The 26402-nt window shown below is 62.6% G+C and carries 26 protein-coding genes and 3 pseudogenes; 7 read left to right on the top strand and 22 right to left on the bottom strand.

Going from position 1 to position 26402, the window contains the following annotated elements:
• The 3 genes and pseudogenes from KUA11_RS16315 to KUA11_RS16305 form a co-directional block, all read left to right on the top strand.
• Positions 1-126: pseudogene (locus KUA11_RS16315) on the top strand (transposase); the annotation flags it as partial.
• A gap of 206 nt (positions 127-332) precedes the next feature.
• Positions 333-902: a recombinase family protein gene (locus KUA11_RS16310; protein ID WP_456304271.1), complete on the top strand. Its 570-nt coding sequence runs from the start codon at positions 333-335 to the stop codon at positions 900-902.
• A gap of 3 nt (positions 903-905) precedes the next feature.
• A complete protein-coding gene (locus KUA11_RS16305) occupies positions 906-3878 on the top strand; it encodes a Tn3 family transposase (RefSeq protein WP_173585230.1) in 2973 nt (990 codons plus the stop codon).
• A gap of 276 nt (positions 3879-4154) precedes the next feature.
• Here the strand turns inward: KUA11_RS16305 and KUA11_RS16300 are convergent, their stop codons facing one another.
• Positions 4155-4796, bottom strand: a complete 642-nt coding sequence (locus tag KUA11_RS16300) for a nuclease-related domain-containing protein (RefSeq protein WP_146892586.1) — start codon at positions 4794-4796, stop codon at positions 4155-4157.
• Between the two features lie 346 nt (positions 4797-5142).
• Here KUA11_RS16300 and KUA11_RS16295 point away from each other — a divergent pair, with 346 nt between their 5' ends.
• Positions 5143-5319 (top strand): hypothetical protein, encoded by a 177-nt coding sequence (locus KUA11_RS16295; RefSeq protein WP_173572157.1) that lies wholly within the window; start codon positions 5143-5145, stop codon positions 5317-5319.
• Positions 5320-5484: 165 nt separating this feature from the next.
• Here the strand turns inward: KUA11_RS16295 and KUA11_RS16290 are convergent, their stop codons facing one another.
• The 6 genes from KUA11_RS16290 to KUA11_RS16265 all read right to left on the bottom strand — a co-directional run bounded on the left by KUA11_RS16290 (position 5485) and on the right by KUA11_RS16265 (position 9126).
• Entirely contained in the window at positions 5485-5706 is a 222-nt protein-coding gene (locus KUA11_RS16290; RefSeq protein WP_146892588.1) for a hypothetical protein, read from the bottom strand.
• Positions 5707-5739: 33 nt separating this feature from the next.
• Positions 5740-6135, bottom strand: coding sequence for a hypothetical protein (locus KUA11_RS16285; protein WP_146892590.1), 396 nt, complete (start codon positions 6133-6135; stop codon positions 5740-5742).
• Between the two features lie 12 nt (positions 6136-6147).
• Complete coding sequence (locus KUA11_RS16280) at positions 6148-6963, bottom strand: hypothetical protein (RefSeq protein ID WP_146892592.1); 816 nt, start codon at positions 6961-6963, stop codon at positions 6148-6150.
• Positions 6964-7025: 62 nt separating this feature from the next.
• Positions 7026-7634: a hypothetical protein gene (locus KUA11_RS16275; RefSeq protein WP_146892594.1), complete on the bottom strand. Its 609-nt coding sequence runs from the start codon at positions 7632-7634 to the stop codon at positions 7026-7028.
• Positions 7634-8440, bottom strand: a complete 807-nt coding sequence (locus tag KUA11_RS16270; protein WP_146892597.1) for a DEAD/DEAH box helicase family protein — start codon at positions 8438-8440, stop codon at positions 7634-7636. The genes KUA11_RS16275 and KUA11_RS16270 overlap by 1 nt, the downstream gene beginning before the upstream one ends.
• Before the next feature lie 29 nt (positions 8441-8469).
• The gene (locus KUA11_RS16265) at positions 8470-9126 is read right to left on the bottom strand and encodes a hypothetical protein (RefSeq protein WP_206752484.1); all 657 of its coding nucleotides are present in this window, start codon (positions 9124-9126) and stop codon (positions 8470-8472) included.
• Positions 9127-9270: 144 nt separating this feature from the next.
• Here KUA11_RS16265 and KUA11_RS16260 point away from each other — a divergent pair.
• Positions 9271-9633 (top strand): annotated as a pseudogene (locus KUA11_RS16260) (DUF488 domain-containing protein); the annotation flags it as partial.
• Positions 9634-10156: 523 nt separating this feature from the next.
• On the opposite strand, the gene cydC reads toward KUA11_RS16260, so the two are convergent.
• The 14 genes from cydC to KUA11_RS16190 form a co-directional block, all read right to left on the bottom strand.
• Positions 10157-11830 (bottom strand): thiol reductant ABC exporter subunit CydC, encoded by a 1674-nt coding sequence (gene cydC / locus KUA11_RS16255; RefSeq protein WP_173572156.1) that lies wholly within the window; start codon positions 11828-11830, stop codon positions 10157-10159.
• Positions 11827-13593: a thiol reductant ABC exporter subunit CydD gene (gene cydD, locus KUA11_RS16250; RefSeq protein WP_173585036.1), complete on the bottom strand. Its 1767-nt coding sequence runs from the start codon at positions 13591-13593 to the stop codon at positions 11827-11829. Before cydD ends, cydC begins: the two co-directional genes overlap by 4 nt.
• Before the next feature lie 29 nt (positions 13594-13622).
• Complete coding sequence (locus KUA11_RS16245) at positions 13623-14666, bottom strand: cytochrome d ubiquinol oxidase subunit II (protein WP_173585037.1); 1044 nt, start codon at positions 14664-14666, stop codon at positions 13623-13625.
• A 42-nt stretch (positions 14667-14708) separates the two neighbouring features.
• On the bottom strand, positions 14709-16202 hold the full coding sequence (locus KUA11_RS16240) for a cytochrome ubiquinol oxidase subunit I (RefSeq protein WP_146893011.1): 1494 nt from the start codon (positions 16200-16202) through the stop codon (positions 14709-14711).
• Positions 16203-16342: 140 nt separating this feature from the next.
• A complete protein-coding gene (locus KUA11_RS16235) occupies positions 16343-16714 on the bottom strand; it encodes an ArsR/SmtB family transcription factor (RefSeq protein ID WP_242010930.1) in 372 nt (123 codons plus the stop codon).
• Positions 16715-16740: 26 nt separating this feature from the next.
• Positions 16741-17319 carry a CDF family Co(II)/Ni(II) efflux transporter DmeF gene (dmeF, locus tag KUA11_RS16230; protein ID WP_146893007.1) on the bottom strand — a complete coding sequence of 193 codons (579 nt, stop codon included), beginning with the start codon at positions 17317-17319 and terminating at the stop codon, positions 16741-16743.
• Positions 17320-17328: 9 nt separating this feature from the next.
• Positions 17329-17607, bottom strand: a complete 279-nt coding sequence (locus tag KUA11_RS16225) for a metal/formaldehyde-sensitive transcriptional repressor (protein ID WP_146893005.1) — start codon at positions 17605-17607, stop codon at positions 17329-17331.
• A gap of 197 nt (positions 17608-17804) precedes the next feature.
• On the bottom strand, positions 17805-18308 hold the full coding sequence (locus KUA11_RS16220) for an RES domain-containing protein (protein WP_173585038.1): 504 nt from the start codon (positions 18306-18308) through the stop codon (positions 17805-17807).
• A 2-nt stretch (positions 18309-18310) separates the two neighbouring features.
• On the bottom strand, positions 18311-18661 hold the full coding sequence (locus tag KUA11_RS16215; protein WP_173585039.1) for an MbcA/ParS/Xre antitoxin family protein: 351 nt from the start codon (positions 18659-18661) through the stop codon (positions 18311-18313).
• Between the two features lie 70 nt (positions 18662-18731).
• Entirely contained in the window at positions 18732-19952 is a 1221-nt protein-coding gene (locus tag KUA11_RS16210) for a hypothetical protein (protein ID WP_254455000.1), read from the bottom strand.
• Positions 19953-20027: 75 nt separating this feature from the next.
• Entirely contained in the window at positions 20028-20363 is a 336-nt protein-coding gene (locus KUA11_RS16205; RefSeq protein ID WP_173585040.1) for a type II toxin-antitoxin system PemK/MazF family toxin, read from the bottom strand.
• The gene (locus KUA11_RS16200; RefSeq protein ID WP_217412004.1) at positions 20364-20582 is read right to left on the bottom strand and encodes a hypothetical protein; all 219 of its coding nucleotides are present in this window, start codon (positions 20580-20582) and stop codon (positions 20364-20366) included.
• A 262-nt stretch (positions 20583-20844) separates the two neighbouring features.
• The gene (locus KUA11_RS16195; protein WP_035979553.1) at positions 20845-21624 is read right to left on the bottom strand and encodes a helix-turn-helix domain-containing protein; all 780 of its coding nucleotides are present in this window, start codon (positions 21622-21624) and stop codon (positions 20845-20847) included.
• A complete protein-coding gene (locus KUA11_RS16190) occupies positions 21621-22280 on the bottom strand; it encodes a recombinase family protein (protein WP_231100957.1) in 660 nt (219 codons plus the stop codon). Before KUA11_RS16190 ends, KUA11_RS16195 begins: the two co-directional genes overlap by 4 nt.
• Positions 22281-22344: 64 nt before the next feature.
• On the opposite strand from KUA11_RS16190, the gene KUA11_RS16185 reads away from it, so the two are divergent.
• A complete protein-coding gene (locus KUA11_RS16185) occupies positions 22345-25320 on the top strand; it encodes a Tn3 family transposase (protein WP_173585222.1) in 2976 nt (991 codons plus the stop codon).
• A gap of 27 nt (positions 25321-25347) precedes the next feature.
• Entirely contained in the window at positions 25348-25722 is a 375-nt protein-coding gene (locus KUA11_RS16180) for a winged helix-turn-helix transcriptional regulator (RefSeq protein WP_173585273.1), read from the top strand.
• A 50-nt stretch (positions 25723-25772) separates the two neighbouring features.
• Here the strand turns inward: KUA11_RS16180 and KUA11_RS16175 are convergent.
• Positions 25773-26402: pseudogene (locus KUA11_RS16175) on the bottom strand (hypothetical protein); the annotation flags it as partial.

The raw sequence follows: 26402 nt of genomic DNA, 5'->3' as shown, positions 1-26402 counted from the left end.
CGGGTGCGTATCCTGGTGCGTGGGGACAGCGGTTTCGCCCGGGACAGTCTGATGACATGGTGCGAAGACAACCACGTTGACTTCCTGTTTGGGCTTGCAGGCAACACCCGCCTGTATGACCGGATTGGGGTCGGTACATAGAACGGGCACAGATATACGCTAAGGTCGGATGCTGAGGGTATATGACGGAAAACAGGTGTTTTCCGTCATTTTTTTCTTGCCGGGAAAAGATAGCCGCCAAGGTAGCAAAAACCGCACGACAAACCATGTCGCTTTGCATTACTGTGCGGAAACTCTTCTGATGAGGTTTGTCGTACATGCTGGTCGGTTATATGCGAGTGTCCTCAGCCGACGAACGCCAGTCAGTGGATCTCCAGCGCGATGCGCTGATCGCGGCTGGCGTCGATGCACGCCACATTCATTCCGACAAGGCCTCTGGTGCCCGCGACGATCGCCCTGGCCTCAAGACGTGCCTCGCCTGGCTCAAGGAAGGGGATACGCTGGTGGTCTGGAAACTCGACCGTCTGGGCCGTTCTCTATCGCATCTTCTCGATATTATCGGAGATTTTCGGGAGCGTGGCATCGCTTTCCGATCCTTGACCGAACATATGGATACGGCAACCGCGCAAGGCGAGTTGCTGTTCTCGATGTTCGGCGCACTCGCCCAATACGAACGCGCCTTGACGCGCGAACGGGTCATGGCGGGGCTGGCGGCCGCCAGGCGCCGGGGTCGGCTCGGCGGTAGGCCGCCCGCGATCGACGCGGAGAAGATCGCGGCGATTACCGTCGCCCTCGAAGGCGGCGCCAGCAAAGCGGCTATATGCCGCAACTTCGGTGTACCGCGCTCGACGCTGATCGACACGCTGGCGCGGATTGGCTGGACGCCTCCCGGCAGAACCTGACAGATGCCGCGCCGTTCCGTTCTGACCGAGGCGCAGCGCCTGTTGCTGCTTGCCCTGCCCGAAAACGAGGCCGACCTGGTGCGCTACTGGACGCTCACTCCCGATGACCTGCGTGTCATTGTCAGTCGGAGAAGGGCGCACAATCGGTTGGGCTTTGCTATCCAGCTTTGCGCGCTGCGCTACCCGGGGCGGCTGCTCCGGCCGGGGGAGCTGATCCCTCAGATCCCGCTCGCCTTCATAGGGGATCAACTCGGGATCGAGCCGGACGCGCTCGCCGACTATGCCGTGCGTGGGCCGACCCGCTACGAACAGCTCGATACGCTGCGTGGAACATTCGGATTCCAGCAGTTCTGTCGGCCGCTCCAGATCGAGCTTCAGGCCTGGCTTCTGCCTGCGGCCCTGACGTCCAGCAGCGGAATCGTTCTCGCACGGATGCTGCTGGGCGAATTTCGCCGGCGATGCATCGTCGTGCCTGGTATCACCCAGATCGAACGCATGGTGGGCAAGGCGCTGCTCGATGCCGAGCGGTATGTCTGCGAGCTGCTGACGCGGCATCTTACCGCCGACCAGCGCGATCGGCTCGACGCCCTCCTCCAGCCGCATAGCGGCAGCCATATCAGCAGCCTCACCTGGGTGCGTCAGCCTCCTGGCCAGCCCGGGAGGCGTGCCTTCGCCGCGATCCTCGACCGGTTGTCGCTCCTGCGTGCGATCGACCTGGATTCCGGCCTCGTGGACACCATTCACCCGGAGCGGCTTCGCCGATTGTGCCAGGAAGGCGCGCGCCTCACGGCGCAACATCTTACCTCGTTGAACCCGGCACGGCGGCGCGCGGTGCTGGTCGCCACAGCCATCGAGGCGCAGATGACGCTGACAGACGACGCGGTGCTCATGTTCGAGCGTCTGTTCGGTCAGTTGTTCCGCCGGGCGGAACGGCGCGAGGAAGCCGCATTGAAACGCGACCGTCGGACCATCAACGCCAAAATCCGCCTTCTGGCCGAGATCGGCGATGCGGTGTTGAGCGCCCGCGCTGACGACGCCGATCCATACGCGGCGATCGAGGGCGTCATCGGCTGGGACGCGCTGACACGGGAAGTCGCGGAAGCCCGTCGTCTCGTTCGTCCTGATCCGCTCGATCCCGTGGCGCTCTCCCGGGAGAACGCAGGACCGATCCTGCGCCAGATCGGTCCTGCGTTCGTCGCCGCCTTCACTTTCGGGGCTGTTCCCGCCTGCGCACCTCTTGCCCAAGCTGTCGAGACCCTGCGCGGACTCGCCGACGGCCGGCACAGGCTTCCGGCCGACGTGCCGCTCGGCTTTGTCCGGACGAGCTGGCGGAAGCGGATCGACCGTGCTGATCTCGACCGCCGCATCTTCGCGTTCTGCGTCCTGGCGGAACTGCGCGACCGGCTGCGCGCGGGGGATATGTGGGTCGAGGGAAGCCGACGCTATCGCGCCGTCGAGCACCAGCTTATTCCAAAGCCGATTTTTTCCGCGATGCGCGAGGCCGGCCCCCTGCCGATCGCCGTCGCTGATACCGCAGCGGCCTGGCTGGCGGAACGCAAGGCGCTGCTCACGCGTCGGATCGCCGAGATAGAGGCGAAAGCGTCCACCGATACGCTCGAAGACGTGCGGATCGCCGAGGGGCGGCTGCGCATCTCGCCTTTGCGCGCGATCACTCCAGACGAGGCAGAGGACGCCCTGGCGCCCCTCTACGCACGCCTGCCGGCCATCCGGATCACCGATCTGCTGGCCGACGTGGATCGCTGGACGGGACTTGCCGGCTGCTTCACGCATTTGACTACCGGCCGGGCACACGACGATCCCCGCGCGATCCTTACCGCCGTTCTTGCCGATGCGACCAATCTCGGCCACGCCCGCATGGCCGAGGCCTGTGGGTTGGTAACTCGGCGTCAGCTCGGCTGGCTCTCGGCCTGGCACCTGCGCGAGGATAGCTACGGAGCGGCGCTGGCGAGGCTGGTCGAGGCGCAGCATCGGCTGCCCCTTGCCGCGTTGTTCGGCGACGGCACCGCGTCCAGCTCGGACGGGCAGCACTTCCCGCTCGATCGGCGTGCACAGGCAACCGGCGCCGTCAATCCGCACAAGGGCAGCGAACCCGCCATCTCCTTCTACACCCATGTCTCCGATCGCTACGCGCCGTTCCATTCCACAGTCATCTCCGCCGGTGCCAGCGAGGCCGCGCATGTACTCGACGGCCTGCTCCATCATGGCGCCGACCTTGCGATCGAGCGTCACCATACCGATGGCGGGGGCGTTTCGGATCATGTGTTCGCCCTATGCCATCTCCTCGGTTTCCGTTTCGCCCCGCGCATCCCCAACATCGGTAACAGACGCCTGCATCTGTTCGGCGACATGAAGCCTGGGTCGACTGTCGCCCCATTGATGGCCCAGCCGATCGACGAACGCCTGATCTCCGAGCACTGGGACGACGTGATCCGGCTCGCCACCTCAATCCGTACCGGCGTCACCAGCGCGTCGCTGATGCTGGAACGGCTCGGTTCTTATCCTCGCGCGAACGGTCTCGCCCTTGCCCTGCGAGAGATGGGCCGCGTCGAGCGTACGCTGTTCACGCTCGACTGGATCGAGCTCCCCGAAGAACGCCGCCGCGCCACCCGCGAGTTGAACAAGGGAGAGGCCCAGAACGCCCTCAAGCGCGCCATCTTTTTCCATCGCACCGGCCGGATCCGCGATCACGGACTGCAAGCCCAGGGACATCGGGCGAGCGCGCTCAATCTCGTCGCCAGCGCCATCGTATTGTGGAACACCACCTATCTCGGAGCCGCAATGCGGCATCTCGAACGTCAAGGACGATCCGTTGCGCCTGATCTGCTCCAGCATCTCTCTCCGCTGGGGTGGCAGCATATCAACCTGACCGGGGATTACCTCTGGACCGACGCCGGCATCCCGGAAGGGAAACTCCGCCCGCTCCGGCAAGCCATCACAATCACCGATAATCCTTAGCGTATATCTGTGCCCGTTTTATGTACCGACCCCCACCTGGCGCTAACCATCTCAACCCCGTCCTCCAGGCGGCGAAAGACCGGCGCGGTGACGGTCGGCCGGACCTCGGGTTGTGGCTCAAGATTCGGCGCCGCATGGGGCTCCGGAAAACGCAGCGGGAGCCGGATGTGGGTGAATTCCTCCACATAGCTCCGATAGGCTTTCGTGCGCTGGTAATTGGAACACATGCTCTTTCTGTAGCACGACTGCGGATCGCAGCTAAGCCGGATACCAGGTTCAGTCCCTGTAGCGGGCCTGAAGTCTGGCTATATGCGCCGCAAGCCTGCTGGGACTGCGGGCAGCCTCGCGTCCGAGCGACGCCCAGGCCCGCTCGATCCTCCGCACTTCACCATGGTCGGCACGCGCGCCATGCCGCAGCACGCCGGACAGCTCCGCCGCCGGCACGATATGCGCCCGCAACGCCGGGGCAAAGCGCGCGTGCCCGGCACTCACCACCAAACCCCACACCGGCACCTCTCGATCGCCGATCGCGCGCTCAACGGCGGTGACATGCGCGCGGTTCTGAGCCACCGCATTCGGCATCGCCACAGCCTCATCGCCTCGACCGTGCCGCGTCCATGATGGGGCCTGCGCCGCGCCCAGGATAAACCCCGACCAGGTCTTCACCTCGAGCACCACCAGCGCGCCCGGCGCCCGCGCGATCACGTCGATCTCAGCCGATCTTCCGCGCTCGCGGAGCACGACATTGCGCAACACTGGCCAGCCCATGTCGCGGATCGTTCCGGCGACCAATGCCTCCCCCAGCGCGCCAAGGGCTGCTGCACGGTCAGGCTGATCCTCCTGGGCCACCGAGACGCCGCTTTCATGGCGGCGCTTGAAGCGGGACAACCAAGCCTCGATTACGGTTTCAGCTCTCATCCTCAGCCCTCCATCCCGTCAGGGTGGGCCACCGGATTGCGAACGGCGCGGGTGAGGGGAGGCAGCGGCACCCGTGCAGCCCCACCCCCACCAACAAAAGCTCGCCTGCTGATCTTTCAGTCTATCGCCGGGCAAGGTCGTGCCGCGTCAACCTTGCCCTACGGGCACCCATTCGGGGCCGCTCCAGTCCGGTCCTCGCCATGCTCGCCATGCTCGGCGCTGAAGAAGCGCCTGCGCGTGGCTGCGCGTGGCTCCGGTCCTCCCTCCGCGGAGGTTGACCCGTCCCGAAGCCCGTCGATCGCACTGCCTATCAGCAATTCCGCTGAACAGATCGGAGACACGGGACATGACCAAACTGGACAACGGCACCATCGCTACGGACCTGGACTCGGACATCGACAACGCGGCCCTCCTCGATCAGGGCTACTCGATCCGCCACATCGAAACCTACCACCGGGACATCGACCACACCTGCATCATCTGGGAGGCCCCGGCACTGACCGAGGCGGACCTCCCCTACTAAGCCCCCACAAACGAAAGGCCGGCCCGGTCAGGGTCGGCCTTTTCGTCATGTGCCAACAGGTCGCGCTGGTGGAAACAACCCGCGCTTCGCGCGCCCTCCGGGCCTACGAGGCCGCGCGCCGCAAGCGGCGCTTTTCGGCGGCCTCTCCGGGGTGATGGATTGAGATTACAGGATGAACCCCACAATCGCGGCAATCGCGATCACCGCGCCACCAACGCCGATTTCCGCCATCTGCCGCGACCCATGGCCGTTGAAGCTCGCCGACCCAATCAGGAACAACGCCGCGCTCAGGATCATGAACACGAACGGCGAAGGTCGCTTAAACCGAAAACGGCGCTTCGGTCGCGTCGGCTTATTCGCCGGTCCCTGGTTGTAGTGCCCATCCATCGCGCGTAACCCTTTTCCAACTGGCGTTGGATGTCAGTGTTGGATGTCACTTCCGAGAAGACCGTTCGACATCAGCGACGGGATACATTTTCCGGGGCGACCGTTCATCGCGTGCCAGGGTTGGAGCTTGCTCGCTTCGATCCAGCCAGGTTGCGCATTCAGCTTCACGACCGCCACGTAGCCAGCCTTTTCCTGGACCGGCTCGCGCACGAAGACAATCTCAGCAGGGTAGCCGATCGCCGGCGCGCTCGCAGACGGGGCCGATCGGATCGGTGGCAATTGGCTCTGCACCGTCGCTGCAAGATCATGATCATCCAGCAGCATGCAGGCCAAGCCGGGCTCGGGCCGCACCACCGTTGCGGCTTTGCTCGCTATGGGGCTCATGCTAATTGCCCCGATCGCGGCCAGTAAAATCCATCTCTTGCTCATCACCATCACTCCTTACGACAGAACCGTCTGTGAGGCAGCGTTACCGATCTTTGAACTGACCGACGACTGCCATTGAGCGACCGTCTCGGTCGCTGAAATGTTGTTTCCCGACAAAGCCGCCGAGCTGATGTAATCACTCATCAAGGCGGTCGGCGGTGCCTGCGCTATCTGCACACCGGCATTTGGACCAAAGTTGTAATACGCCCGTGCGTCAAGCACGGTTGGGTTCGTAACGCCGGCACTGGTTAGCGCCGTGTTCGCCTGCATCAGATAGCCTGATGCAGCGATAGCCTCCGTTGTCGGGTCGCTTTGCCCAGCCGAACCCTGAACGATCTGCGATGCCAAAGCCGGGTCGGCTGCCAATGCAGTTGCCAAGCCATCCTGGAACGCCGCCGGTTGCATCTGAAATGCCCCGGTTGCGGTCCCATTCGTCCCGGCATTCGTGCATCCGCTCTCGGCCACACAGGTCGCTGCCAACGCCGACGGATTCACGCCGACTGCCTCCGCTTCGGAGACCGCAGTAGCGCCCCAGGACTGTGCCAGCAGGGTATTGAGCGCGTCGCTGCTGCCCGCGCTTGTCGAAGTGCCCGTCCCTGTGCTGCCGCCTGCCCCACCCCCGTTCGGATCGGTATCTCCACCAAGCGGGTTGGTGGAACCCGGCGTGATCGTCACCGTCGGCACGCCCGGTTCGCTCACGTAGGGCGTGACCTGGATCGGCGGCCCGTTCAACGTCACCTGCGCCCAGGCCGGTACACCGCCCCCGAGCGCAGACGCTAGAACGCCCAGGGCAATGCCCGAGCGTAAATACCATTTCTGTCCTATTCGCATCGATCGTCCTCCAATTTGAGACGCTCGACCTTTGCCGCGGATGTCTGCGAACGGCGCGGCCTTCATTGATCAATTCGACAATAAAAATGTCCGCTTGCCTGGATCGGATGGTCCAGGCAATTATCGATCCTCGCCAGCCGTCCATAGTCCTCCCATCGCGCCAAGCCGAAGCCGCTCAGGAAGATCGCCAAGACCACCGCGCCGGCCGTTACATAGCGCCGGCGCGCCACGTCCTTGTTCCAACGCTGCTCGCGGATGACCAGGACATTCTCCAGCCGCTTGATGAACAGCGGCAGGGTCCGGTCGATCATCTGGACAGCCACGGCCTCGTGCTCGGCCTTCGCCGCCAGCTCGATGTTCCGGATTTGCGTCAGGGCAAGTTGTGCCGCCTGATGTATCTCTTTGGCCCTCAAAAGGTCGGCCTCTGCGGCTGCGCGTCCGTCCCGCGAAGTCTGGACGAACGCGGCCTGCGCCGAGGCCGAAAGATTACCAACGACCTCCATCGCGCCCATCAATGCTGAGATGAACCGGCCCTCCGGCTCATCCCAGCGCACCGCCCATTCCGCCGCCGCCGCCCGGACCTCATCAGTCTTGCGGCGAAACTCCGCTACCCAATCTTTTGGGCCTTCGCCCTCGGGTGGGTGCGGCACAGTCGGGCTCGTGCTGTCCATCAGCCGGCCTCGCTCTCCCGCACATCGGCCGCCGCAACCGGCAGCCACTCGCGCGGGATGTTGGCGAAGAACTCTGGCACGTCGCGGGTCCACCAACGATTGACCCGCGCCCGATCGAACAAGGCCAGCGGCTCGCCCCCCGGCTTGGCCTGGCCCTTCGCAGCCTCGGCGAAGGTCAGGCCCCGATCCGTCACCTGCGACATGCAGCTTAGCGCGGGAAACATTGCCAACCGGCCGCCCTTTGCCATCGCCGCCCTAATCGCCGAATGCTCCAGGATCGGCTTGAAGGCGCCACCAATTGATCGTCCGCTCAGCACCAAACCGCCATTCGCCACGATCACCGTCGCCGCCGGCATGAACATATCCACCTCGGCGAACTGTTCGAGGTAATCCAGGTCGGCGGTCTCAGGGCCGATGCAGAACAGGCCGACTACACGGACGGCGCTGCCCTCGATGGCCTCCAGCAGCGGCACCTCCTGGACCAGCCGTGAGAAGCCGGTCGCGCCGCCGCCTACATCCAGCACGGCGTCATAGCGGTGCCGGATCAGGTCTTCGATCCGCTCCTCGATCCACGTCTTGCCGTCTTCGAGCCCGGCATTCGGGACCTCCTCGGCGTCGGGGAAGAACACCGACAGCGTGTGGCTGCGGTTCTGCTGGTCGGCGTTCCACACGCGGATCGGGTTGCCACCCGCCCGGAAATACTGGACCGCCGTGTTCAGCAGCGCGGTCTTGCCGACCCGCTGCCTTCCCATGGCGATCCACAGGATCGGCATCCGATCCAGCGGCTTAATCTGTCCGTCAGGCATAATCTCACTCCTTTTAGATGTTGCACGCTTCAAGCCTCCGTCCTCCGCCTTCGCTTGCCACCGAGCAGATACCAGTCGGCCTTGTCCGCCGAGCGCAGGAACGCTTCCATGCTTCCGGGCTCCGGCAGATCGTCACCGGCTTGCCTTTCGGGCAGCGCCAGCGGCGGAGGAGGGGGGGATGGGACGAGCGCGGTCTCAGGTGGCCGTAGATAGGCCGGCACCGGAACCTCGCTCTCGCTGACGATTGGAGGGGTCCAACCCTTCGGAAAGCGGGAAGGCGGCGTCGGGCGTTCAAGACGACGCGTTGGCGATTCGCCCGACACCGCTAGATCGCGGCACAGCGTCTGCCATGCTTTCGAAGCTGCCTTCCTAGTGGGGGGCTCCCCGTGCTTGCCGACCACACCGTGGCGGGTGCATTCGGCACAGATCAGCGCCCACGAGTATTCGCCGCTTTCCATGCCGGCGGCGATCTTCTCGCTATGAGCCCGCAGCCAACTATATAGCCGGCCCCGGCCTCGAAACTCCTTGAGGCGCTTCTTGCGAAAAAGAATGGGTCGATCGAGCGTATCCATGCCCGTATCGTCCGCTGTCGTTTTGCGAACGGCGACACCACCAGGAGCCGATGCCGATTTTTTTTGGCCCAGCGACGCCGTGCTGTCGCTGTCGCGTCGCCGTCCTGTCTCCATGGTGTCGCCGTGAAAGTGGGATATATGGACCAATGAGTGGGTCTATCTCGCGGGAGGCGCGCCGCATTCGGTCAAGGCGATCGAGGACACGTCCCTTCTTCTGACAATCTTCCTGGATCACGCTCCAGCAGAAATCGGCTGACCATGGCCCGTGCCGTCTCTGACATTCGCGTTAAGCGCGTCTACGATCCGCCGGACAAGGATGATGGCGCGCGTGTGTTGGTGGATCGGCTCTGGCCGCGGGGCCTGCACAAGGATCGTGCCGCACTGACCTTGTGGCTCAAGGAGATCGCGCCAAGCACGGAACTGCGAGAATGGTTCGGTCACGATCCGGCGCGTTGGGCCGAGTTTGGCCACCGCTACCGCGCCGAACTGACGCGAAATGACGAAGCCGTCGCTCAACTCGCCGATTTGTCGAAGCTCGGTCCCATGACGCTGCTCTATGCCGCGCACGATACGGAACATAACCACGCCATGGTGCTCTCGGCCTATCTGAATGATCATCTGAAGGACAGGCATGGCCATCATATTGCATGGGCCGGTTTGCGACTTGCTTGGCTGCCCCTTCCCGATCGTCCTGGCCGGAATGGGAGGTGTTGCGCGGTCGGAGCTCGTGAATGCCGTAACGAAGGCCGGCGGCTTCGGCGGACGGAGTGGGAAGAACAACCGGATGTTTTTTGAGGGAGTGCTATGGATTGCCCGCATAGATTGCGGACAAGGCTTTCGATATCCGCTCTATTGCAGATGAACTGGAGCGGCGGGGCGCCAAAACCGTCATCTCCCAGCGCAAAAACCGTCTCAACAAGCGCCCATTCGATGTCCATACCTTCAAATCGCGCCACCTATCGAAAATCTCTTCTGTAAACTCAAAAGAATTCAAGCGGATCGCCATGCGAAGCGGAAAAACGGATAGAACATTTACGGCAATGATCTATCTCACAGCCGCAGTTATCAACTCACGATGATTCCCTACAGACCTCAAAATAACATCCTGGTCACTTCTGGCGTGCTGATACCGCACGCCCCCTTTCTATGTCTTGGAGCGGCACAAGACGGTGCCGCGCTCCAGCTCAAAAACCTGAGCGATATCACGCAGGGCTTGTGACCGATGCGTGATGAGAAGTGTAGTGCGGCCCTGCTTGAGGCGTCCGAGTGCGTTGATCACGATGTGCTCAGAAAACGCGTCCAAACCTTCGGTTGGTTCATCCAGGATGAGGATCGGCGCATCCTTGAGGAAGGCGCGGGCGATCGCCACGCGCCGCGCCTGTCCGCCGGAAAGGCGCGTGCCCATCTCGCCCACCATAGTGTCGAGCCCCTGCGGCATAGCACGCACCTCGTCCAGGATGCCGGCGTCGCGCAGCGCCCGCTCCATCTCGGCGGCGGTCGCGGCGGGTCGCGCGATGCGGAGGTTTTCGCGGATGCTGGTGTTGAAGAGATGCGTCTGCTGGGCGATCACCGCGCAATAGGACCGCATCGTGTCGCCGGACAGCGTGCGGATGGGCACGCCGCCCACCAGGATCTCGCCCTCCTGAAACTCCCAGAAGCGCAGCAGAAGATTGCCGAGGCTGGTCTTGCCCGATCCGGTCGTCCCCATCACGCCGAGGGCGCCGCCCGCCGGGATATGGAAGCTCACATCCCGCAGCGCCCAGGCCTCCGCGTCATCATAGCGCAGGGAGACGTGGCGGAAGGTGATGTCGAACCCGGTGGGCGGGGCGGCTTCCTGCGCGGGTTCGCGCACCGCAGGCTCGGTATCCACGATCTCGAAGATGCGTCGGGCGGCGGCCAGCGTCTGCCCCAGCGCGCGATACGCGCCGGGCAGGCCGCTGACGGCGTCGAAGCTCGCCAGCACAAGCAGCGCGATCATGGCGATGTCCGGCCCCGGCAGGGTGCGAGCCATGGCGAGCGGGATCGAGACCACGAGGGCTGCCAGCATCGTCGCCTGGACCAGGAAGAGCGCGGCGCCACCGGCCGCCGCCTCCACCAGCGTCTCCCGCCGCTGCAGCGCGGTCAGCTGCGCATAGGCCGCCTCATGTCGCGAGGTCTGGCGCTCCATCGCGCCAAAAACCTGCAACTCCTCGAAGCCACGCACGGTATCGGCGATCTCGGCGCGCAGCTGCCCGCGCAGTGCCACCGCCTGCCGCCCGCTGCGGCGACCGGCACGAAAGGCCGCCAGCGGCAGGGCGAGACCCACCAGCGCCAGACCCAGGAAATCGGCGAGTGCCGCGCCGGTGCTGATGCGCGCCAGAAAACCCAGGATCAGGACGGTGCAGAGCAGGGCGGTAACGCTCGGCGCCAGCACGCGCAGATAGACATTGTCGAGACTGTCGATATCGGCACGGATGCGGCTCAGAAGGTCGCCCGCGCGATGGCGCTGCAGGCGCGCCGGCGCCAGCGGTTCGAGCCGGATATAGAACCAGACGCGGAGATCGGAGAGCAGACGGAAGGTCGCCTCATGCGTCACCAGCCGCTCCAGGTAGCGGCCAAGGGCGCGGGCGATGGCCAGGGCCCGGATGGCCGCCGCCGGCAGGAAATACTCAATGCGCAGCAGGCCGAGCCCGGCGAGCCCCATGCCGGCGATGAACCAGCCCGACAGCGCCAGAAGCCCGACATTGCTGACAATGACGAGCACGCCGAGCAGGATGCCGGTCGCCTGCCAGCGCCAGCTGGGCCCGAGCAGCCGGAGGAGACGCAGGAAATCCCTCATGCCGCGCCCTCGTGATAGAGCGCGCTCATCGCGGCGTAATCCCCTGTGCCCGCCCGGAGAGTGGCGGGGGTGCCTTCCTCGACGATGCGGCCCTGGCGCAGGACCAGGATGCGGTCGGCGGCCTCCGCACTTTCCAGGCGGTGGGCGATGAGGAGCACGCTGATGTCGCGCGGCAGGCGCACGATCGCGGCACGGATGAGACTGGCCGTCTCCGCGTCCAGGCTGGCTTCGGCCTCGTCCAGCACCAGCAGGCGCGCGGGTTTCAGCAGCGCGCGGGCGAGGGCGACACGCCGGATCTCGCCGCCCGACAGGCCCTGGCCGCGCTCGCCGATCACCGTCTCGTAGCCGTGGGGCAGGCAGCTGATGAAGAGGTGCGCCTCGGCCGCCTCCGCCGCGCGGATGATCTCTGGCATCGAGGCATCGGGCGCACCAAGGCGGATGTTCTCCGCAAGCGTGCCGGCGAAGAGGGTCGGCCGTTGCGGCATCCAGGAACTCTCCCGGAACCAGGCATCTGGCGCGATGCTGGCGAGATCGATGTCGCCCTGGGTGATTCGTCCGCTGTCAGGCCGGGCGAGACCGAGCAGCAGCCGCGCCACCGTGCTTTTGCCGGAACCACTCGGGCCCACCAGCGCCACACGCTCGCCGCGGGCGATGGCGAATTGGATCGCCTCCAGCACGGGCTCGCCCGGCGCGTAGGAAAAGGAAACCTGCTCGAAGCGGAGGATGCCCGATCCGGCGGGCAGCGCCGCGACGCCCGCGGGTGTCTCCGGCTCGGGCGTTTCCAGCAGCGCCACGATCCGCTCGGAGGCGCCGATCGCCTCCATCCTGGCGTGATACTGCGTGCCCATGGCGCGCAGGGGGCGGAAGAATTCCGGGGCCAGCAGCAGCACGAAGAGACCGGCCAGGAACTGGATTTCGCCATAATAGAGCCGGAATCCCACGAAGACGGCGATCATGGCGACGCCGAGGGTGGTGAAGAATTCCAGCACCAGGGAGGAGAGGAAGGCGACGCGCAGCACCCGCATCGTGCTCAGACGGTAGTCTTCCGACATGCGGCCGATCAGCCCGGCCGCGTCCCGACTGGCGCCGAAGAGTTTCAGGGTCGAGAGCCCCTCCACCACATCGAAGAAATGGGCGCTCATCAGCGCGAGGCGGCGCCATTGCGTCTGGTTCAGGCGCTCGGTGCCGCGTCCGATGAGGATCATGAAGATCGGGATCAGCGGCGCGCCGAGGAGCAAGATGATGCCGGAGACCCAGTCCACCGGAAAGATGAAGGCGAGCAGCGCCACGGGCAGGAAGGTCGCGACCGCCATCTGCGGCAGGTAGGCGGCATAGTAGTTGTCGAGCGCATCGACGCCCTCGACGAGCAGGCTCGCGAGGTCCCCGCTGCGCTGGGTGCCGAGGAAGCCCGGTCCGAGGGCCGCGATCTTCGCGTGCAGCGCGTGCCGGATATCGGTCTTCACCCGGGTGCTCGCGGCCATCGCGGCGATGGTGGCACCATGGCTGAGCAATGCCCGTAGCAGGGCGATGCCAAGGATGATGGCGAGCGAGGGCGCCACCGCCGCAAGCCCGCGATGCTGGAAGACCACGGCGGTGATGCTGCGGGCAAGAAGCCAGGCCTCGGGCACCAGTAGCAGGCCGTTCACGGCGCCGAGCAGAATGGCGCCCCGCAAGGGCTGCTTCGCGATAGCGGCGCGGCGGCGGAGCCAGCCATCCAGCGCGCGGCTGACCCCGCGCGGCATGGGAGCCTTATGGGACGTCATGGTAGGTCCTTCGGCCCGGCGTGCTCACCTCAGTGATAGGCAGCGAGCGCCGTAATGCGCGCCCGAAAGACCCAGATTTGATAGGCATTGTACATGAGCATCACTGGGAAGAAGCCGCCCATGGCCAGGGTGAAGGTGACGAGTGAGACCGCCGGGCTCGCACCCGCGTAGATCGTCCAGGTTCCCGGCACGATCCAGGGATAAACGGTCACCATCATCGCGACCGCCATGATGGCGACCGCAAGATTAAACCAAAGGATGGCCGCGACGTCGCGATCTTGCCGGCTGGCCTCGCGCATCTTGAATGCAACGAAGACCACGGCAAGTAACACAAGGCCCCAGACCCAAAAATGCGAACCGAACCATTTGTTCGCCGCCCAGGGGAATATCACAGCATTGATGACGACCGTGATCGCAACGGCGGCAAGCGCGAGATAGAAGATCGTGCCGGTCCAGCGCGCGGCCTGCTCTCTGATTGGCTCGCCATGCTCAAATCGGGCACGGATGAACAGAACGCCGGACAACGCCACTGCGAGCACAGCAGCGATGCCGGTCCAGATGCTGAAAGGTGAGATGAAGCGGAGGGCGCCACCGACATAGGTCGGCACCGTGCCCGGCGTATTGGTCAGGGGGAAACCTTGGAGGATGGCGCCAACCGCCATGCCACCGAAGAACGCGACCACGAGGCTAGAGACGCCGAAGCAAACATCGGAGAAGCGCTGCCACGGCGTTTCCGCTAGGTGGCGGAATTCGAGCGAGAGCGCACGGGTGATCATGCCCCAGAGGGCAAGCGCCAGCGGCACCATCAGGTAGCTGAAGGCCGAGCCATAAACGAAGGGGAAGGTGCCGAAGAGCACGCCGCCGGCGACGATCAGCCAGGTCTCATTCGCGTCCCAGGTGCCCGCCATAGCGGACATGATGGCGCCGCGCTCGTGATGGTCGCGCACAAAGAGTGAAAACACCCCGGCGCCGAGGTCGGCACCATCAAGCAGGATGTAGAGGAGCACGCTCAGATCGAGCGCGATCCACCAGGCGAAGGTGACGATGGATTGGATATGACTCAGCCCGTCCATTTTTCTGCTCCGGCCAGGATGCTGCGTGCTTGTCCGATCATCTCAGATCGGACGGACATAGGAGGGGGCGCCGTCATGGGGTGCGTCGAGTTCGCCCAGATGCTGGTTGCCGCCTTGGACGACGGGGCTATCCATATCTGGGCCGCGGCGCATGACCTTGGCGAAGAAGTACCAGGTGCTGCCCCACACGATGAGTTCGAAATAGATGTAGCCAGCGAGCCAGAGAGCGGCCGCGGTCACGCTCATATGGCTGACGCCTTGTTCGGTGCGCATCAGTCCGTAAACGAGCCAGGGCTGCCGCCCTACCTCACGCACCCACCAGCCGCACCAGATAGCGATATAAGGCAGGAAGCCACACAGGATGGCACTCCAAAGGAAGAGTCGATGTCGAACGATGCGCTCAACCGTGAAGCGGCCCCGCAGGACGAGCCATGCGCCCCAACAGGCCAAGAGCATGATCGCGCCGCCTGCAGCGGCCATGACGCGGAAGGCATAGAAGGGTACAAGGACAGGCGGGCGGTTTTGCGGCGGAACAGAATCGAGCCCCGGTACCTTTCCATCCCAGGTGTGGGTTTCAAGCAGGCTTAGTACGTGCGGGATAGTGATTGACCAAGCCATGTCATCGCCCTTGGCGTTAGGCCAGCCCACAACCTCCCAGCTCGTATCAACCGACCCATCCTGATTGTAGGTATGGTAGTGGCCCTCCATGGCGGCGAGCGCCGCTGGCTGATCCTGCGCAACGATGAGTCCCAAGCCGTCGCCCAAATAGATTTGCAGCGGGGCGATGACCAGGAGTGCGAGAAGCGCGTATTTCAACGAGCGTTGGAACAATACGGCGTGGCGCCTGCAGAGCACGAACCACGCCGAGACAGCGATGACGAAGCAAAGTGCCACTTCGATCGCGGCGATCAGCATATGGGGGAAGCCCAGAATGACATCGGGATTGAAGAGTGCCGCGAGCCAGTCCGAGATCTGGAAATAGCCATCTTTCAGCTCGACACCTGTCGGCGTCTGCATCCAGGAATTCGCGTCCATGATCCACATGGCCGATAGAGAAGAGGACAGGGCGACGTTGAAGGTCGCAAAGAGATGCATGCCGCGGCCGATCTTGCCCCAGCCAAAAATCATCAACCCAATAAAACCTGCTTCGTACATGAAGGCAGTGATCGTTTCGTAGCCCAGTACCTGACCAAAGAACGGTCCCGAAGCTTGGGAAAAGGGACCGTAGAGAATACCGAAAGCCATCTCCATGGTGATGCCGGTCGCGACTCCAGCGGCAAAATTGACGATGAAAAGTCTCTCAAAAAAGCGGACAAGCCGATACCAATGCTCGCGATCAGTCGCAACCCAGCGCCATTCCGCTAGGAATAACAAGCTGGCGAGTCCGATTGTCAGCGGCGGATAGATGATGTGAAGGGTCGTGATCCACGCGAAGTCCAGCCGGCCCAGAAAATCTGCTGTTGCATTAGGTGTCACGATGCCAAGTCCAAACTTCGAGGTGGGAGAGATTTTGAGAACTGTTGGAGCCAATGCCATCGGCGGCCATGACGGCGTTCATGAGCAGAACAAAGAGCGCGCCTCATTGAGCAGCACGAGGATGGCAGACGCCCCGCCGACCATCGCGCCTCCGACAAGCGACCCCATGAGACCGATGACTATCCAGACGCAGCATGATCTTAGACCCTGTCTCGATCCGAACTGCGCGGCAGTTCGATGCGTGCAAACCGTGCGGCCTCCGCCGATCTAATGATCCTTCGTGGCGATGTGTCGGCGGATCCGGTGTGGGATGTTGATGCAGCACCGCCCTGCTCCGTCGCTGACTCGGCCAACTCGCCACCACAGAAGCGGTCGTGCAGCATAGAGATGAGCGTCAGCGAGCGCGCATCGGCGATCCGATAAAAAACCTGCTTAGCTTCGCGACGCCCCTCGATGATTCCCGCTTCACGCAATTCGCCCAGTTGCTGCGACAAGGTCGGCTGCCGGATGCCGAGAACCGTCTCAAGCTCACCGACAGAGCGCTCGGCTTCAACCAACGAACAGACGATCAACAGCCGGTTCGTATGGGTAAAATGCTTCAGAAAATCGACAGCGTCAATGGGCCAACGCTGCTCTCGACGCGGTGTTCGGTCTCATCGTCCTGTTGTGTGTGGCTATGCGCGTGACTGTGGCCATGCCCATGATGATGGTGCTCCCCGCCGCTCAACAGCCATACGGACCCGATGTTGACCAGCAAGCCAAGAACGGCGATCGGGATCGCCTCCCCGAAGTGAATCGGGACGGGGGCGAACAGGCGGGAGACGGCCTCGTAGCCGATCAACAGCGCGATCATCGCCAGCGCGATGGCACTGGTGAACCCGGCGAGATCACCAAGCTTCCCTGTTCCGAAAGTGAAGCGGGGGTCATGCGCGTGCCTACGGGCGTAGCTGTAGGCAAGCGCCGCCAACAACAGCGCACTCGCGTGTGTGGACATGTGCAGGCCATCTGCGACGAGGGCGATCGAGCCGAACAGGACGCCGCCGACAATCTCCAGGAACATCATCGCGCCGCAGAGCCAGATGACTGCCCAGCTCCGCCGTTCGGCTCGTTCGTGGCCTTCGCCCAGATACACGTGGCTATGACCTGAGGGAGGCGTGAGCACCTCGGCTTCGCTCACCGTGGTCTCCTATTTCAGGTAGGTTCGAATGACATCCATGAGTTGCTCCGCAGCTTCTGCGTTGAGCGCCCCCGGATGTTTCTCAGCATCGACCAGATGGCTTCGAACGTGGTCCTCGACCACTTCCGCCATGAGACCGGCCATCGCGCCGCGCACACCCGCGATGAGATGAAGGACCTGCTCGCAACCAGCCTCGCTTTCGAGGGCGCGCTCGATCGCCTCGACTTGGCCCTTCATCCGGCGCACGCGGCTCAGCAGCTTCTGCTTCTCACGGATAGTGTGGGCCATCCGTTGATATGTACCATAGGGGGGGACCCTATGTCAAAATCATCCCTAGCAGTCTGAAATTCTCAGCGATCTTCTGCAAAGCGTAACGGGTTTGCTTCACGACACTGGAATAGCAATGCCGCTCCTGTTCGCGATTGTCATGTGCCCGCAATAGCTGAGAAAAGAGTTCGTTCGCGAGCAACATGACTACGGCAGGGTTAGGTCGCCAAGCGGCCCTCGTCGTCGACCAGCGTGAGCCGCGCGGGCAGTGCGTTTCCCCACCGCCAGAGTACCAAGTTGAGATCCCGCCGCGAGGCGCCCGGCGCGAAGCTTCGAACAAGCAGGGCGCTATATCCCTTCGCGATCAGCGAGCGCGCAAAAATCTGGGTTCGCGCTGCCCCATTTGCTCTCATCTCGTCGCGCCAGGTCGAAGCCGCGACGGCCGCAGCGTCCATCCCTTCGTCCCGCAGGGCCGCCTCATCTGTGGTGTCGAAGATGCTCTCAAGCTCGGCCTCATACGCAACCAGCGTCGTGGGTTGCAGCGTGCCCACCTGGTTTGCCTCTCGCACGGCCGTCATGATCGACAGGGAGCAATACAGGGCTGGCGTCCCCTTCGGATTGAACCGGCCCCCGTAGCGCCGAGCGCCCTCTCCAGACAGCGGCTCTCTGGCGTAGATCGGATTGAGGGCGCGATAGAGCTTGCCGCTATACGAACGCGCCACGGCTACGCGTGGATTCCGGCGTCAACCGCGTCGATATATTCGAGCACATCATCGGCCTGCCCGTTCAGCACGAGCTGCATCGCCGTCTGACCGGAAAAACCAGGCAACGGCTCCGAGCGATACCATGCGTAGGCCATCAGCATCGAGCCGAAGCGGGGCTCCACCTTGTTCAGGGTCTCGACCATTTCTCGAAGCCGACGCTGAGTCTTGTCCGACCGGACCCGCTCCTTCCGCTGAACAGCATCCCGTCCGAGGCCCGCCGAATGAGCGACATCCTCGCTCGTCGTCTTAAGCTCCCTGGCTATCTTCTGCGGCGCGAAAAAACCGTTGTCGGAGAGATGTTGGAGGTTCATGGCTCGTAACCTGACTTCTATGTCCACATGGATTGACGCTATATAGCGTCTCTCAGAGTGGCAATCAAGGTCAACGCGATATTGCCTGCTGGGTCATGATTGTGTCGCCCTCCTCACCGAGGATGTCGGCCTGAGATTCAATCGGTCGCGTCTCCGACGCCGACAACAAGTCCGGCTCTCTGCGGGTAAGGACGTGACGTGTGCGCCGAACCACGGCGTCAAGATGGGCCATGGCCTCCTCAAGCGCCGAATAGTCGAAGGCACGGCGCTCAATGGGCGTCAGAGGCGGCGGCGGCGGTAGCGGCGCTACTTCCGGCTCATCATCCTCGATTTCGAGCCGTGGGCGTCCCCGGCCGCGCTCAGGGTCAGGACGGTAGGGCGGGCGGATCACGTCGCGCAGGGGGGCAAGTCCCTTCAGCCCGAACAGCCGGCGCTTCGAGCGATGGGTCACCTCGACAGCGATTTCGGCCGCCACCAGTTCGTCGAGGATGCGGAGGGCGTTCTTCACCGCGATGCCGAGAATGCCGGCCAGCGAGGTCGCCGACAGAACCGGCACCGCGGCCAGCACGTCGATCGCCATGCCGGCGCGTGAGTGCTTTCGCCGTCCGGCAATCCCACGCCGGGCCTCGAACCAGGCGCGCTCCAACGTATAGAGAAGATCGAGACCATCCGCCGCCTCGGTCGCGAGCGCTTTCAGGAACGCCGGCGTCCAGTCACCGGGCTCCCAGGTTTGCTCGGCGCGGAGCGCAGCCGCGCCGGTCAGCGGCATGGGCATTCGGAGAAGGTTGCGCTTGCGCCAGTAGCGAATGACGGCGGAGCGGAGTGGCGCGCGCATGCCGCCACTGTCGATCCATACCCGAAAGCCCTGGGCGGCCGCGAGCAGCGGGGGAAGGGTGGCCGGTTGGTCCGCGAGGATCGCCTCGGCGCGCTGGACCTCACCCTCCTGATCGAAATCGGGCTCGACGATCCATTGATGCAGTTCGAGCGCCGCCCGCGCGGCATCGATGATCTGGCCGCGATCGATGATGCGAAGATAGGGGTCCATCCGCAGCCGCAGGCCCTCAAGCGCGGCCGCCAGGTGCCAAGGATCGATCAGTTGACCATCGACGGCCGCCTGCCGACGGACGGCCTCAAGACGCGATCGGTGGAGGACGGCCTGGCGGAGCGGGTGACTGGTCAAGGCCTGGTCAAGACGGGCGATCGCGGCCGAGGCTTCGGCCAGCGCATGAACCACCCCAACCCGATCACCGCCTAGCGTCATCAACCCCGCAAGAGGGTTGTCGCCGGTCATTGATGCCTGCCGTAAGTGGCAAGGGGACCCGGGGTCATGCACGCATCTGAACAATGCGGCGCAGGGCGGCCCGCGTTAGAGCATGCTGAACCCGAAGACGCCGAGGAAGGTTTGCCGATGGGTGGCGAGCCATTCGGCCGGCGCCTCGCCGAGTTTGCCGGCGATAACCGAGCGGTCGAGTGTGGCGAGTTTGTCGAAGCGTACGACCGATGAGACTTTGAGACCCGTGCCCGCGATCGCGTCGAGGGGGGCGAGGTCAGGGCCGGTGCGCGGCACCGAGGTGATGAAGCAGACCACGAGATCGGTCCGGCGGTCGTTGTCGCGCGACACAACGAGGGCGGGGCGCCGCTTGTCCCCGGAGAGGTCGGTGAAGGGGAACCGGGTGAGGACGATGCTGCCGAACGCGAACACTCAGTTTGCGCGTTCGACCAGGTCGGCGTCGCTGTAGAGGTCGGGCTCGTCGGCCAGCCAGTCGTGCGCTCGGCCGGCCGCGGCCAACGCCGCCATCGGCAGGGACTCGTCCTCGAGCAATTCGACAACGACATGCACTTTCGCGTCCGCGGCGATGCCGCGGCGTGTAAGTTCGGCTGAGAGTTGCCCTGCCGGGGCGTCGATGACGATCTGCTGCACGCGATGAATCCCTTCCTCGAGACGGATCTTAGCAGGGCGGCATGAATTTGTCTCTTGGTCGAAATCGCGCGAACCGTCATCCCCAAAACCTACGTAAAACCAGTCCATTAAACGCTAGCCTACCCTAATCTATAGAGGCCATCGTGTGGAAAGTACGCTAAACAACGTTTAGCATGAACAGTAGAAGAACGTCTGGGTAGCGTGATCTTGCCTGAGGGCAAGCCGCTGTTTCTTTGTTGAACAACGGCAAGCAGCACGGAAGTTAGCGGATGAAATATCCGCTAACGCGCCAATATGCCTGTTCACGCGAAAGTACGACGGTTTCAACCGCGTTGGGTTTGTTAGCGAAACGCGTCTGGAACTGAATGATCTGATAGTCACCCGCTGGCGCGCCCGGCAGCGTTTTTGTCTGCATCACGCTTTGGAAAGTGCGTGATGACGGGCGTCCCAACGGTTGTCGTACAGACTGGATCGTAGTGGCCCACTGCGCCGGGGTGATCTTTGCCTTGAACAGTGTGCCTGCGGCTTGCCAGCTTGCATCCCACTGCCCTTCATCAAGCAATTCGACCCATTTGCGGGCATCGGCCGATGCCTTTGTTTCGGCAGGACGGGCAATGCTTGTCGAAATATTCTGGGCGGAAACCCGGGCGTCGTCCTGCCCGCTGATGGTCAAAAGCGCTGCGGCCGCAATGATAAGAGACATGATAAGCATTCCTCCGGTAAGCCACGCCAGGCGATGCCCCGACGATCGCGGCGGTGCTGGCTCTTTGGCTCTATCCACCGAAGAAGTTGCTTCGGCACCCCCAATTTCTTTGGGGCCGACATTATTTGGGGTGCCCCCATCCATCTCGGCGAGACGTCGGGCAGCTTCACGGCTGCTCGAAACGCCCAGCTTGCGCCGCGCATCGCGTAGGCGGTCATTTATTGTGTGCACCGACAGACCAAGCGTATTGGCAATGGATTTTGCGTCATGGCCGACCAGAAGCAGACGCAGCGCTTCTTTCTCTCGCGCGCTGAGAACCACTTGATCGTCTGTTGTCATGATACAGCCGATGGTGTCGGCCGCGCGACGCCAAGTCGCTTCATCTCGCGATAGACGGTCGATCGCCCGATCCCGAGCTGACGCGCCGCTTCAGCCGGCGACACGCTCGCCGCGATAAGTTTCAGCGCCGCGCTTACCTTGTCGCTGTCGAGCGGCTGCCGCCCCGGCAACCTGCCCTTTGCCCTCGCCGCCGCAATCCCGTCGCGTGTACGTTCTGAGATCAGTCGCCGCTCAAAATGCGCAATGGCGCCGAAGACGTGGAAGATCAGCTCTCCGGCTGCGGAGGAAGTGTCGATTTTCTCCTCCAGGCTGAGCAACGCTATTCCGCGTGAGCGGAGCATGGTCACCGTTGTCAGCAACTCTCCCAGTGAACGACCGAGGCGGTCGAGCCGCACAACCGCAAGCGTATCGCCCTTGCGTGCGTATTCCAGCAGCTCGTCCAGTCCTGGTCGCTCCATGCTCTTGCCCGACATCACATCGGTGAACACACGGATCGTACCGGCTTCTTCCAATCGCATACGCTGCCCGGCCACATCCTGATCACCGGTACTGACACGCGCGTATCCCAGAATGCCGCCCATGGCGCCGTCTCCCAAACGACCGTTCTGTGGACACTGAGTGAATGACCATTCCGGATCGACAATATCCGTCCACATAATGCGTCTCTTTACTCTCCGCTGTCCATAGCCGAGACTGACCTTTTGTGGACGGAATGACAGCGTGACCAGGCTCAAACATCACCTGCTGACAGCCCAGGAACGGGATCAGATGCTCGCCATCCCGACAGACCGGGACAGTCTGGTCCGCCTTTACACTTTCGAGCCATCGGATCTGGATATCATCGGTTCCCGGCGCAGGCGACGCACCCAGATGGGCGTTGCCGTGCAACTGGCGTTACTCAGGCACCCGGGAACAACACTGGCTCAGTTTGTGCAGGACGTCGGATCGACGCCATCCGCGTTGGTCGCCTTCGTGGCAGACCAACTTGAGCTTTCCGGCAGCGACCTCGCCGATTACGCCGCGCGGGAGCAGACGATGACCGATCATGCCCGCGATCTGATGACGATCCTTGGCCTGCGCGCGCCCCAGAGAGTCGATATCCCGTTCATGATCGAGGCTGCGGCAAACGCAGCCTGGGCCACGGACAGCGGCATCGTAATCGTCCGGGCCGTGATGGACGCGCTACGCCATGCCAAAATCGCACTCCCTTCGATTTCAACCATCGAACGCGCCAGCATTGCGGGACGGGCGCGGGCCCGACGGAAGACCGCGCAGGCGTTAACGCAGGGCCTCACAGGCGATCAGGTCACGGCGCTGGATCGGCTTTTCGCCACAACGCCTGAAGGGAGCATCAGCCAACTTGCCTCGCTCAAGACCATACCGGTTGCCGTCAAGCCGGATCACATCAAGCGCATTCTGGAATTGTTGAGACAGGTTCGACAGATCGGGATTGATCCCGTCGTCGCCAAGCGCATTCACATCGACCGCTTTCACCAATACGTCCGGGAAGGCCGGATATCTCCGGCCTCGATGATCGAGCGCTACACGCCATCACGCCGTTACGCCACGCTCGTCGCTTTCCTGATCGATGCCGAGGAACGTCTGACGGACAGCGCCCTGGACATGGCTGACAAGCTGGTCGGCAGCATCTTTACCCGGGCACGGAACACAAAGGCCCGCAGCTTTTCGGCAACATCGAAGAACGTCGCACGCCTGATGCGCCTGTTTCAGGCGACCATCGATGCCTTGGCCGAGGCGGCCAGCGACGGCAGAGATCCTATGGAAACTCTGGATGCCACGGTCGGATGGGCGACCCTGTTGAAAGCAAGGTCAGAGGTTGGGGCGATCGCCAGGACTGCCGACCTCGATCCTCTGACAGCCGCTGCGGAGCGTTATATTACCCTTCGAAAATTCGCGCCCGATCTGCTGGAAACGCTGGAATTCCAGGCAGGAAGAGGAGGCGCCAAGACCCTGGCTGCGATCACGTTGTTGCGGAACCTCAACAGAGCAGGCAAACGCGATTTACCTGGCGACGCACCGATGCCGTTTCGCAAGGAATGGCAGAAGATCGTTATCGATCAGGATGACAAGCCCAACCGGCGTCTGTGGGAAATCGCGACGCTCGCGCATTTGCGCAACAAGCTGCGTTCCGGTGATGTGTGGATCGAGCGGTCGGCCAATTATCGTCGCTTCGACAGCTACATGCTCAGTACGGAGCAGGCAAAACCGTTCATTGCCGAACTTGACCTTCCCCTGTCGGCGGATGAATGGCTGGATCAGCGCGCTCGCGAATTGGATAAACGCCTGAAGAAGTTTGCGCAAAGCCTGAAACGCGACGCTTTGCAAGGCGTACGATTCCGAGACGGGCACCTCCAGATATCGCCGATACGCGCAACAACGCCTCCCAAGGCGGAAGACCTGGCGCAACAGCTCAACGCCCTGATGCCGCCAATCCGCATCACGGAGCTGCTGCACGAGGTGGCGCAGGCCACCGGTTTTTTGAACGCCTTTACCAACCTGCGCACGGGCGAAGCCTGCCCCCACGAGAACGCGTTGCTTGCTGCCATTCTGGCGGACGCTACCAATCTGGGGCTGTCACGCATGGCTGCCGCGAGTCACGGCGTTACCCGTGATCAGCTCTTCTGGACCCACGACGCTTACGTCCGCGACGAAAATTACCGCAAGGCGCTGGCTATCCTCATCGACTCTCACCATCGTCTGCCATTTTCCCGCATCTGGGGTGAGGGTTCGAGTTCAAGCTCCGATGGACAGTTCTTTCGCGGGGCCAAGCGCGGTGCCTCAGGCGGAGACGTCAATGCCCGCTATGGCGTCGACCATGGGTTCAGCTTTTACACGCATGTGTCTGATCAGCGCGCCCCATACCATGTGAAGGTCATCTCGGCTGCGACACACGAAGCGCCATACGTGCTCGACGGCCTGACCAATCATGGAACGGGGCTTAAAATCACCGAGCATTATACCGACACGGGTGGTGCCACCGACCATGTCTTCGCGCTCTGCGCCCTGTTGGGTTTTCGCTTTTGCCCACGCCTGCGCGACTTTCCGGATAGACGCCTGGCGTCCATCGCACCGGCCAGTTCCTATGCCTCCATCAGCCCGCTGCTTGGCAAAACCATCTGCACCGACATCATTCGGGAACAATGGGAGGACGTGCTGCGGCTTGTCGGATCAATCAAGGCCGGGCATGTCGCGCCCTCCAGGATGTTGCGCAAGCTTGCTGCCTATGAGCGCCAGAATCGGCTCGACGTCGCACTCCAGGAAATCGGCAAGATCGAGCGCACTCTGTTCATGCTCGACTGGCTCGAAACCCCTGATCTGCGGCAGAGATGTCAGGCAGGGCTCAACAACAGCGAGCAGCGGCATGTGCTGACCCAGGCAATCCATACCTTCCGCCAGGGACGGATCATCGACCGCAGCCATGAAGCCCAGCAATACCGGGCGTCGGGCCTCAATCTCGTCATCGCGGCGATCGTCTACTGGAATACAGTCTATCTGCAAACCGCCGTCACACATCTGCGCTCAACATCGGCGGCCGTCCCTGAGGACCTGCTGGCGCATACTTCCCCGGTGGGATGGGAGCACATCGCCTTTTCCGGAGACTTTCTCTGGGACAAAGCCGCAGCTTCTGCGGGCCGCAAGACGCTCAATCTGTCGAAACAGGCTCGTGCCGCCTGATCGTTCCTTTATTGTTCATGCCAAACGTTGTTTAGCGTACCATCCACACGATGGCCTCTAACATGCAGCCCCGGCTGCACCGTAGAAGCCACGCTGGAGTTGTTTGGGGGCAAATGGAAGGCGCTTATTCTGTATCATCTGTTTGAAGATGGCGTGCTGCGCTTTAGCGAATTCCGTAGGCGTATGCCAAATGTAACGCAGCGTATGCTGACAAACCAGTTGCGAGAACTGGAAGCCGATGGCCTGATTTCCCGCACGGTTTTTCCAGAAGTGCCACCACGCGTGGAATATGAACTGACCGACTTGGGTAAAACACTCAAGCCGGTCATCCATGCACTAAAGGAATGGGGTGATAAATATGCCCACAGCGTGACGCAGAAAAAAGAATCAAGTGGTGGGTAAAAGCCCCTCACCTACGTTCATAAATGCACATGAGGGGGAGTTTCTTTACTTCAATCCAGTTTTTCACGCTGCCAGAAGCGGAGATTGCCGCAGGTTTTTACAAATGTGTTGGCATCGTTTTGACTGCCCAGTTTAATGCAGCCTTTATCAACATCATCTGCCAAACCTGCCTTTTTGAATAATGTGCAGGCTTCTGAAGAATACCCAATATATTTGCAGTGTGTGAAAGCGTCCGTCAGGAAATCTTTGGCAGCAGGAGTGCTGGCCAGCACTTTTGTGCCTTCCTTGGAAGCCAGAATGGCTACAGCATCGTATAATACCGATGGCCCGCCGTCTATTTTCTGCTGCGCAGCTACCTTGGTACCATCTGAAAGTGTAATGCCGCCAATTTTGGGGGCGATGACTTCGTAATTGGCTTTTTCTGCCTGAAGAGCGGAAATGAGCGCAGCAAAAAGGTCTGCATCCACGCCATCTGTCGCCAGAATACCCATTTTACGGCCAGCAAATGCTTTTGGCCCATTTTTAACGATACTGAGGGCATCAGATGGAGGGTTCGACGCGGATTTCTCACACTTGAGGCAATTTCGGGTCATTTTGTAGAATTCAGTCATCCCACAGGAGCCCGATCTGGAATATTGACGATATTCTGCTTCTGGCGGCGGGTTCTGAACGCAGTGAGG

This window comes from Acetobacter estunensis (assembly GCF_019083805.1).
In the GTDB taxonomy this organism is placed as follows: Bacteria; Pseudomonadota; Alphaproteobacteria; order Acetobacterales; family Acetobacteraceae; genus Acetobacter; species Acetobacter estunensis_A.
The sequence above is the reverse complement of the archived record's forward strand: the minus strand, read 5'-3'. Positions and strand labels throughout refer to the sequence as shown.

What these genes read in the sequence shown, in the direction of transcription:
- KUA11_RS16310 (WP_456304271.1), top strand. Translation starts at nt 333, where the DNA reads ATGCGAGTGTCCTCAGCCGACGAACGCCAGTCAGTGGATCTCCAGCGC.
- KUA11_RS16305 (WP_173585230.1), top strand. Translation starts at nt 906, where the DNA reads ATGCCGCGCCGTTCCGTTCTGACCGAGGCGCAGCGCCTGTTGCTGCTT.
- KUA11_RS16300 (WP_146892586.1), bottom strand. Translation starts at nt 4,796, where the DNA reads ATGAGAGCTGAAACCGTAATCGAGGCTTGGTTGTCCCGCTTCAAGCGC.
- KUA11_RS16295 (WP_173572157.1), top strand. Translation starts at nt 5,143, where the DNA reads ATGACCAAACTGGACAACGGCACCATCGCTACGGACCTGGACTCGGAC.
- KUA11_RS16290 (WP_146892588.1), bottom strand. Translation starts at nt 5,706, where the DNA reads ATGGATGGGCACTACAACCAGGGACCGGCGAATAAGCCGACGCGACCG.
- KUA11_RS16285 (WP_146892590.1), bottom strand. Translation starts at nt 6,135, where the DNA reads ATGAGCAAGAGATGGATTTTACTGGCCGCGATCGGGGCAATTAGCATG.
- KUA11_RS16280 (WP_146892592.1), bottom strand. Translation starts at nt 6,963, where the DNA reads ATGCGAATAGGACAGAAATGGTATTTACGCTCGGGCATTGCCCTGGGC.
- KUA11_RS16275 (WP_146892594.1), bottom strand. Translation starts at nt 7,634, where the DNA reads ATGGACAGCACGAGCCCGACTGTGCCGCACCCACCCGAGGGCGAAGGC.
- KUA11_RS16270 (WP_146892597.1), bottom strand. Translation starts at nt 8,440, where the DNA reads ATGCCTGACGGACAGATTAAGCCGCTGGATCGGATGCCGATCCTGTGG.
- KUA11_RS16265 (WP_206752484.1), bottom strand. Translation starts at nt 9,126, where the DNA reads ATGGAGACAGGACGGCGACGCGACAGCGACAGCACGGCGTCGCTGGGC.
- cydC (WP_173572156.1), bottom strand. Translation starts at nt 11,830, where the DNA reads ATGAGGGATTTCCTGCGTCTCCTCCGGCTGCTCGGGCCCAGCTGGCGC.
- cydD (WP_173585036.1), bottom strand. Translation starts at nt 13,593, where the DNA reads ATGACGTCCCATAAGGCTCCCATGCCGCGCGGGGTCAGCCGCGCGCTG.
- KUA11_RS16245 (WP_173585037.1), bottom strand. Translation starts at nt 14,666, where the DNA reads ATGGACGGGCTGAGTCATATCCAATCCATCGTCACCTTCGCCTGGTGG.
- KUA11_RS16240 (WP_146893011.1), bottom strand. Translation starts at nt 16,202, where the DNA reads ATGGCATTGGCTCCAACAGTTCTCAAAATCTCTCCCACCTCGAAGTTT.
- KUA11_RS16225 (WP_146893005.1), bottom strand. Translation starts at nt 17,607, where the DNA reads ATGGCCCACACTATCCGTGAGAAGCAGAAGCTGCTGAGCCGCGTGCGC.
- KUA11_RS16215 (WP_173585039.1), bottom strand. Translation starts at nt 18,661, where the DNA reads ATGAACCTCCAACATCTCTCCGACAACGGTTTTTTCGCGCCGCAGAAG.
- KUA11_RS16210 (WP_254455000.1), bottom strand. Translation starts at nt 19,952, where the DNA reads ATGACCGGCGACAACCCTCTTGCGGGGTTGATGACGCTAGGCGGTGAT.
- KUA11_RS16195 (WP_035979553.1), bottom strand. Translation starts at nt 21,624, where the DNA reads ATGACAACAGACGATCAAGTGGTTCTCAGCGCGCGAGAGAAAGAAGCG.
- KUA11_RS16190 (WP_231100957.1), bottom strand. Translation starts at nt 22,280, where the DNA reads ATGTGGACGGATATTGTCGATCCGGAATGGTCATTCACTCAGTGTCCA.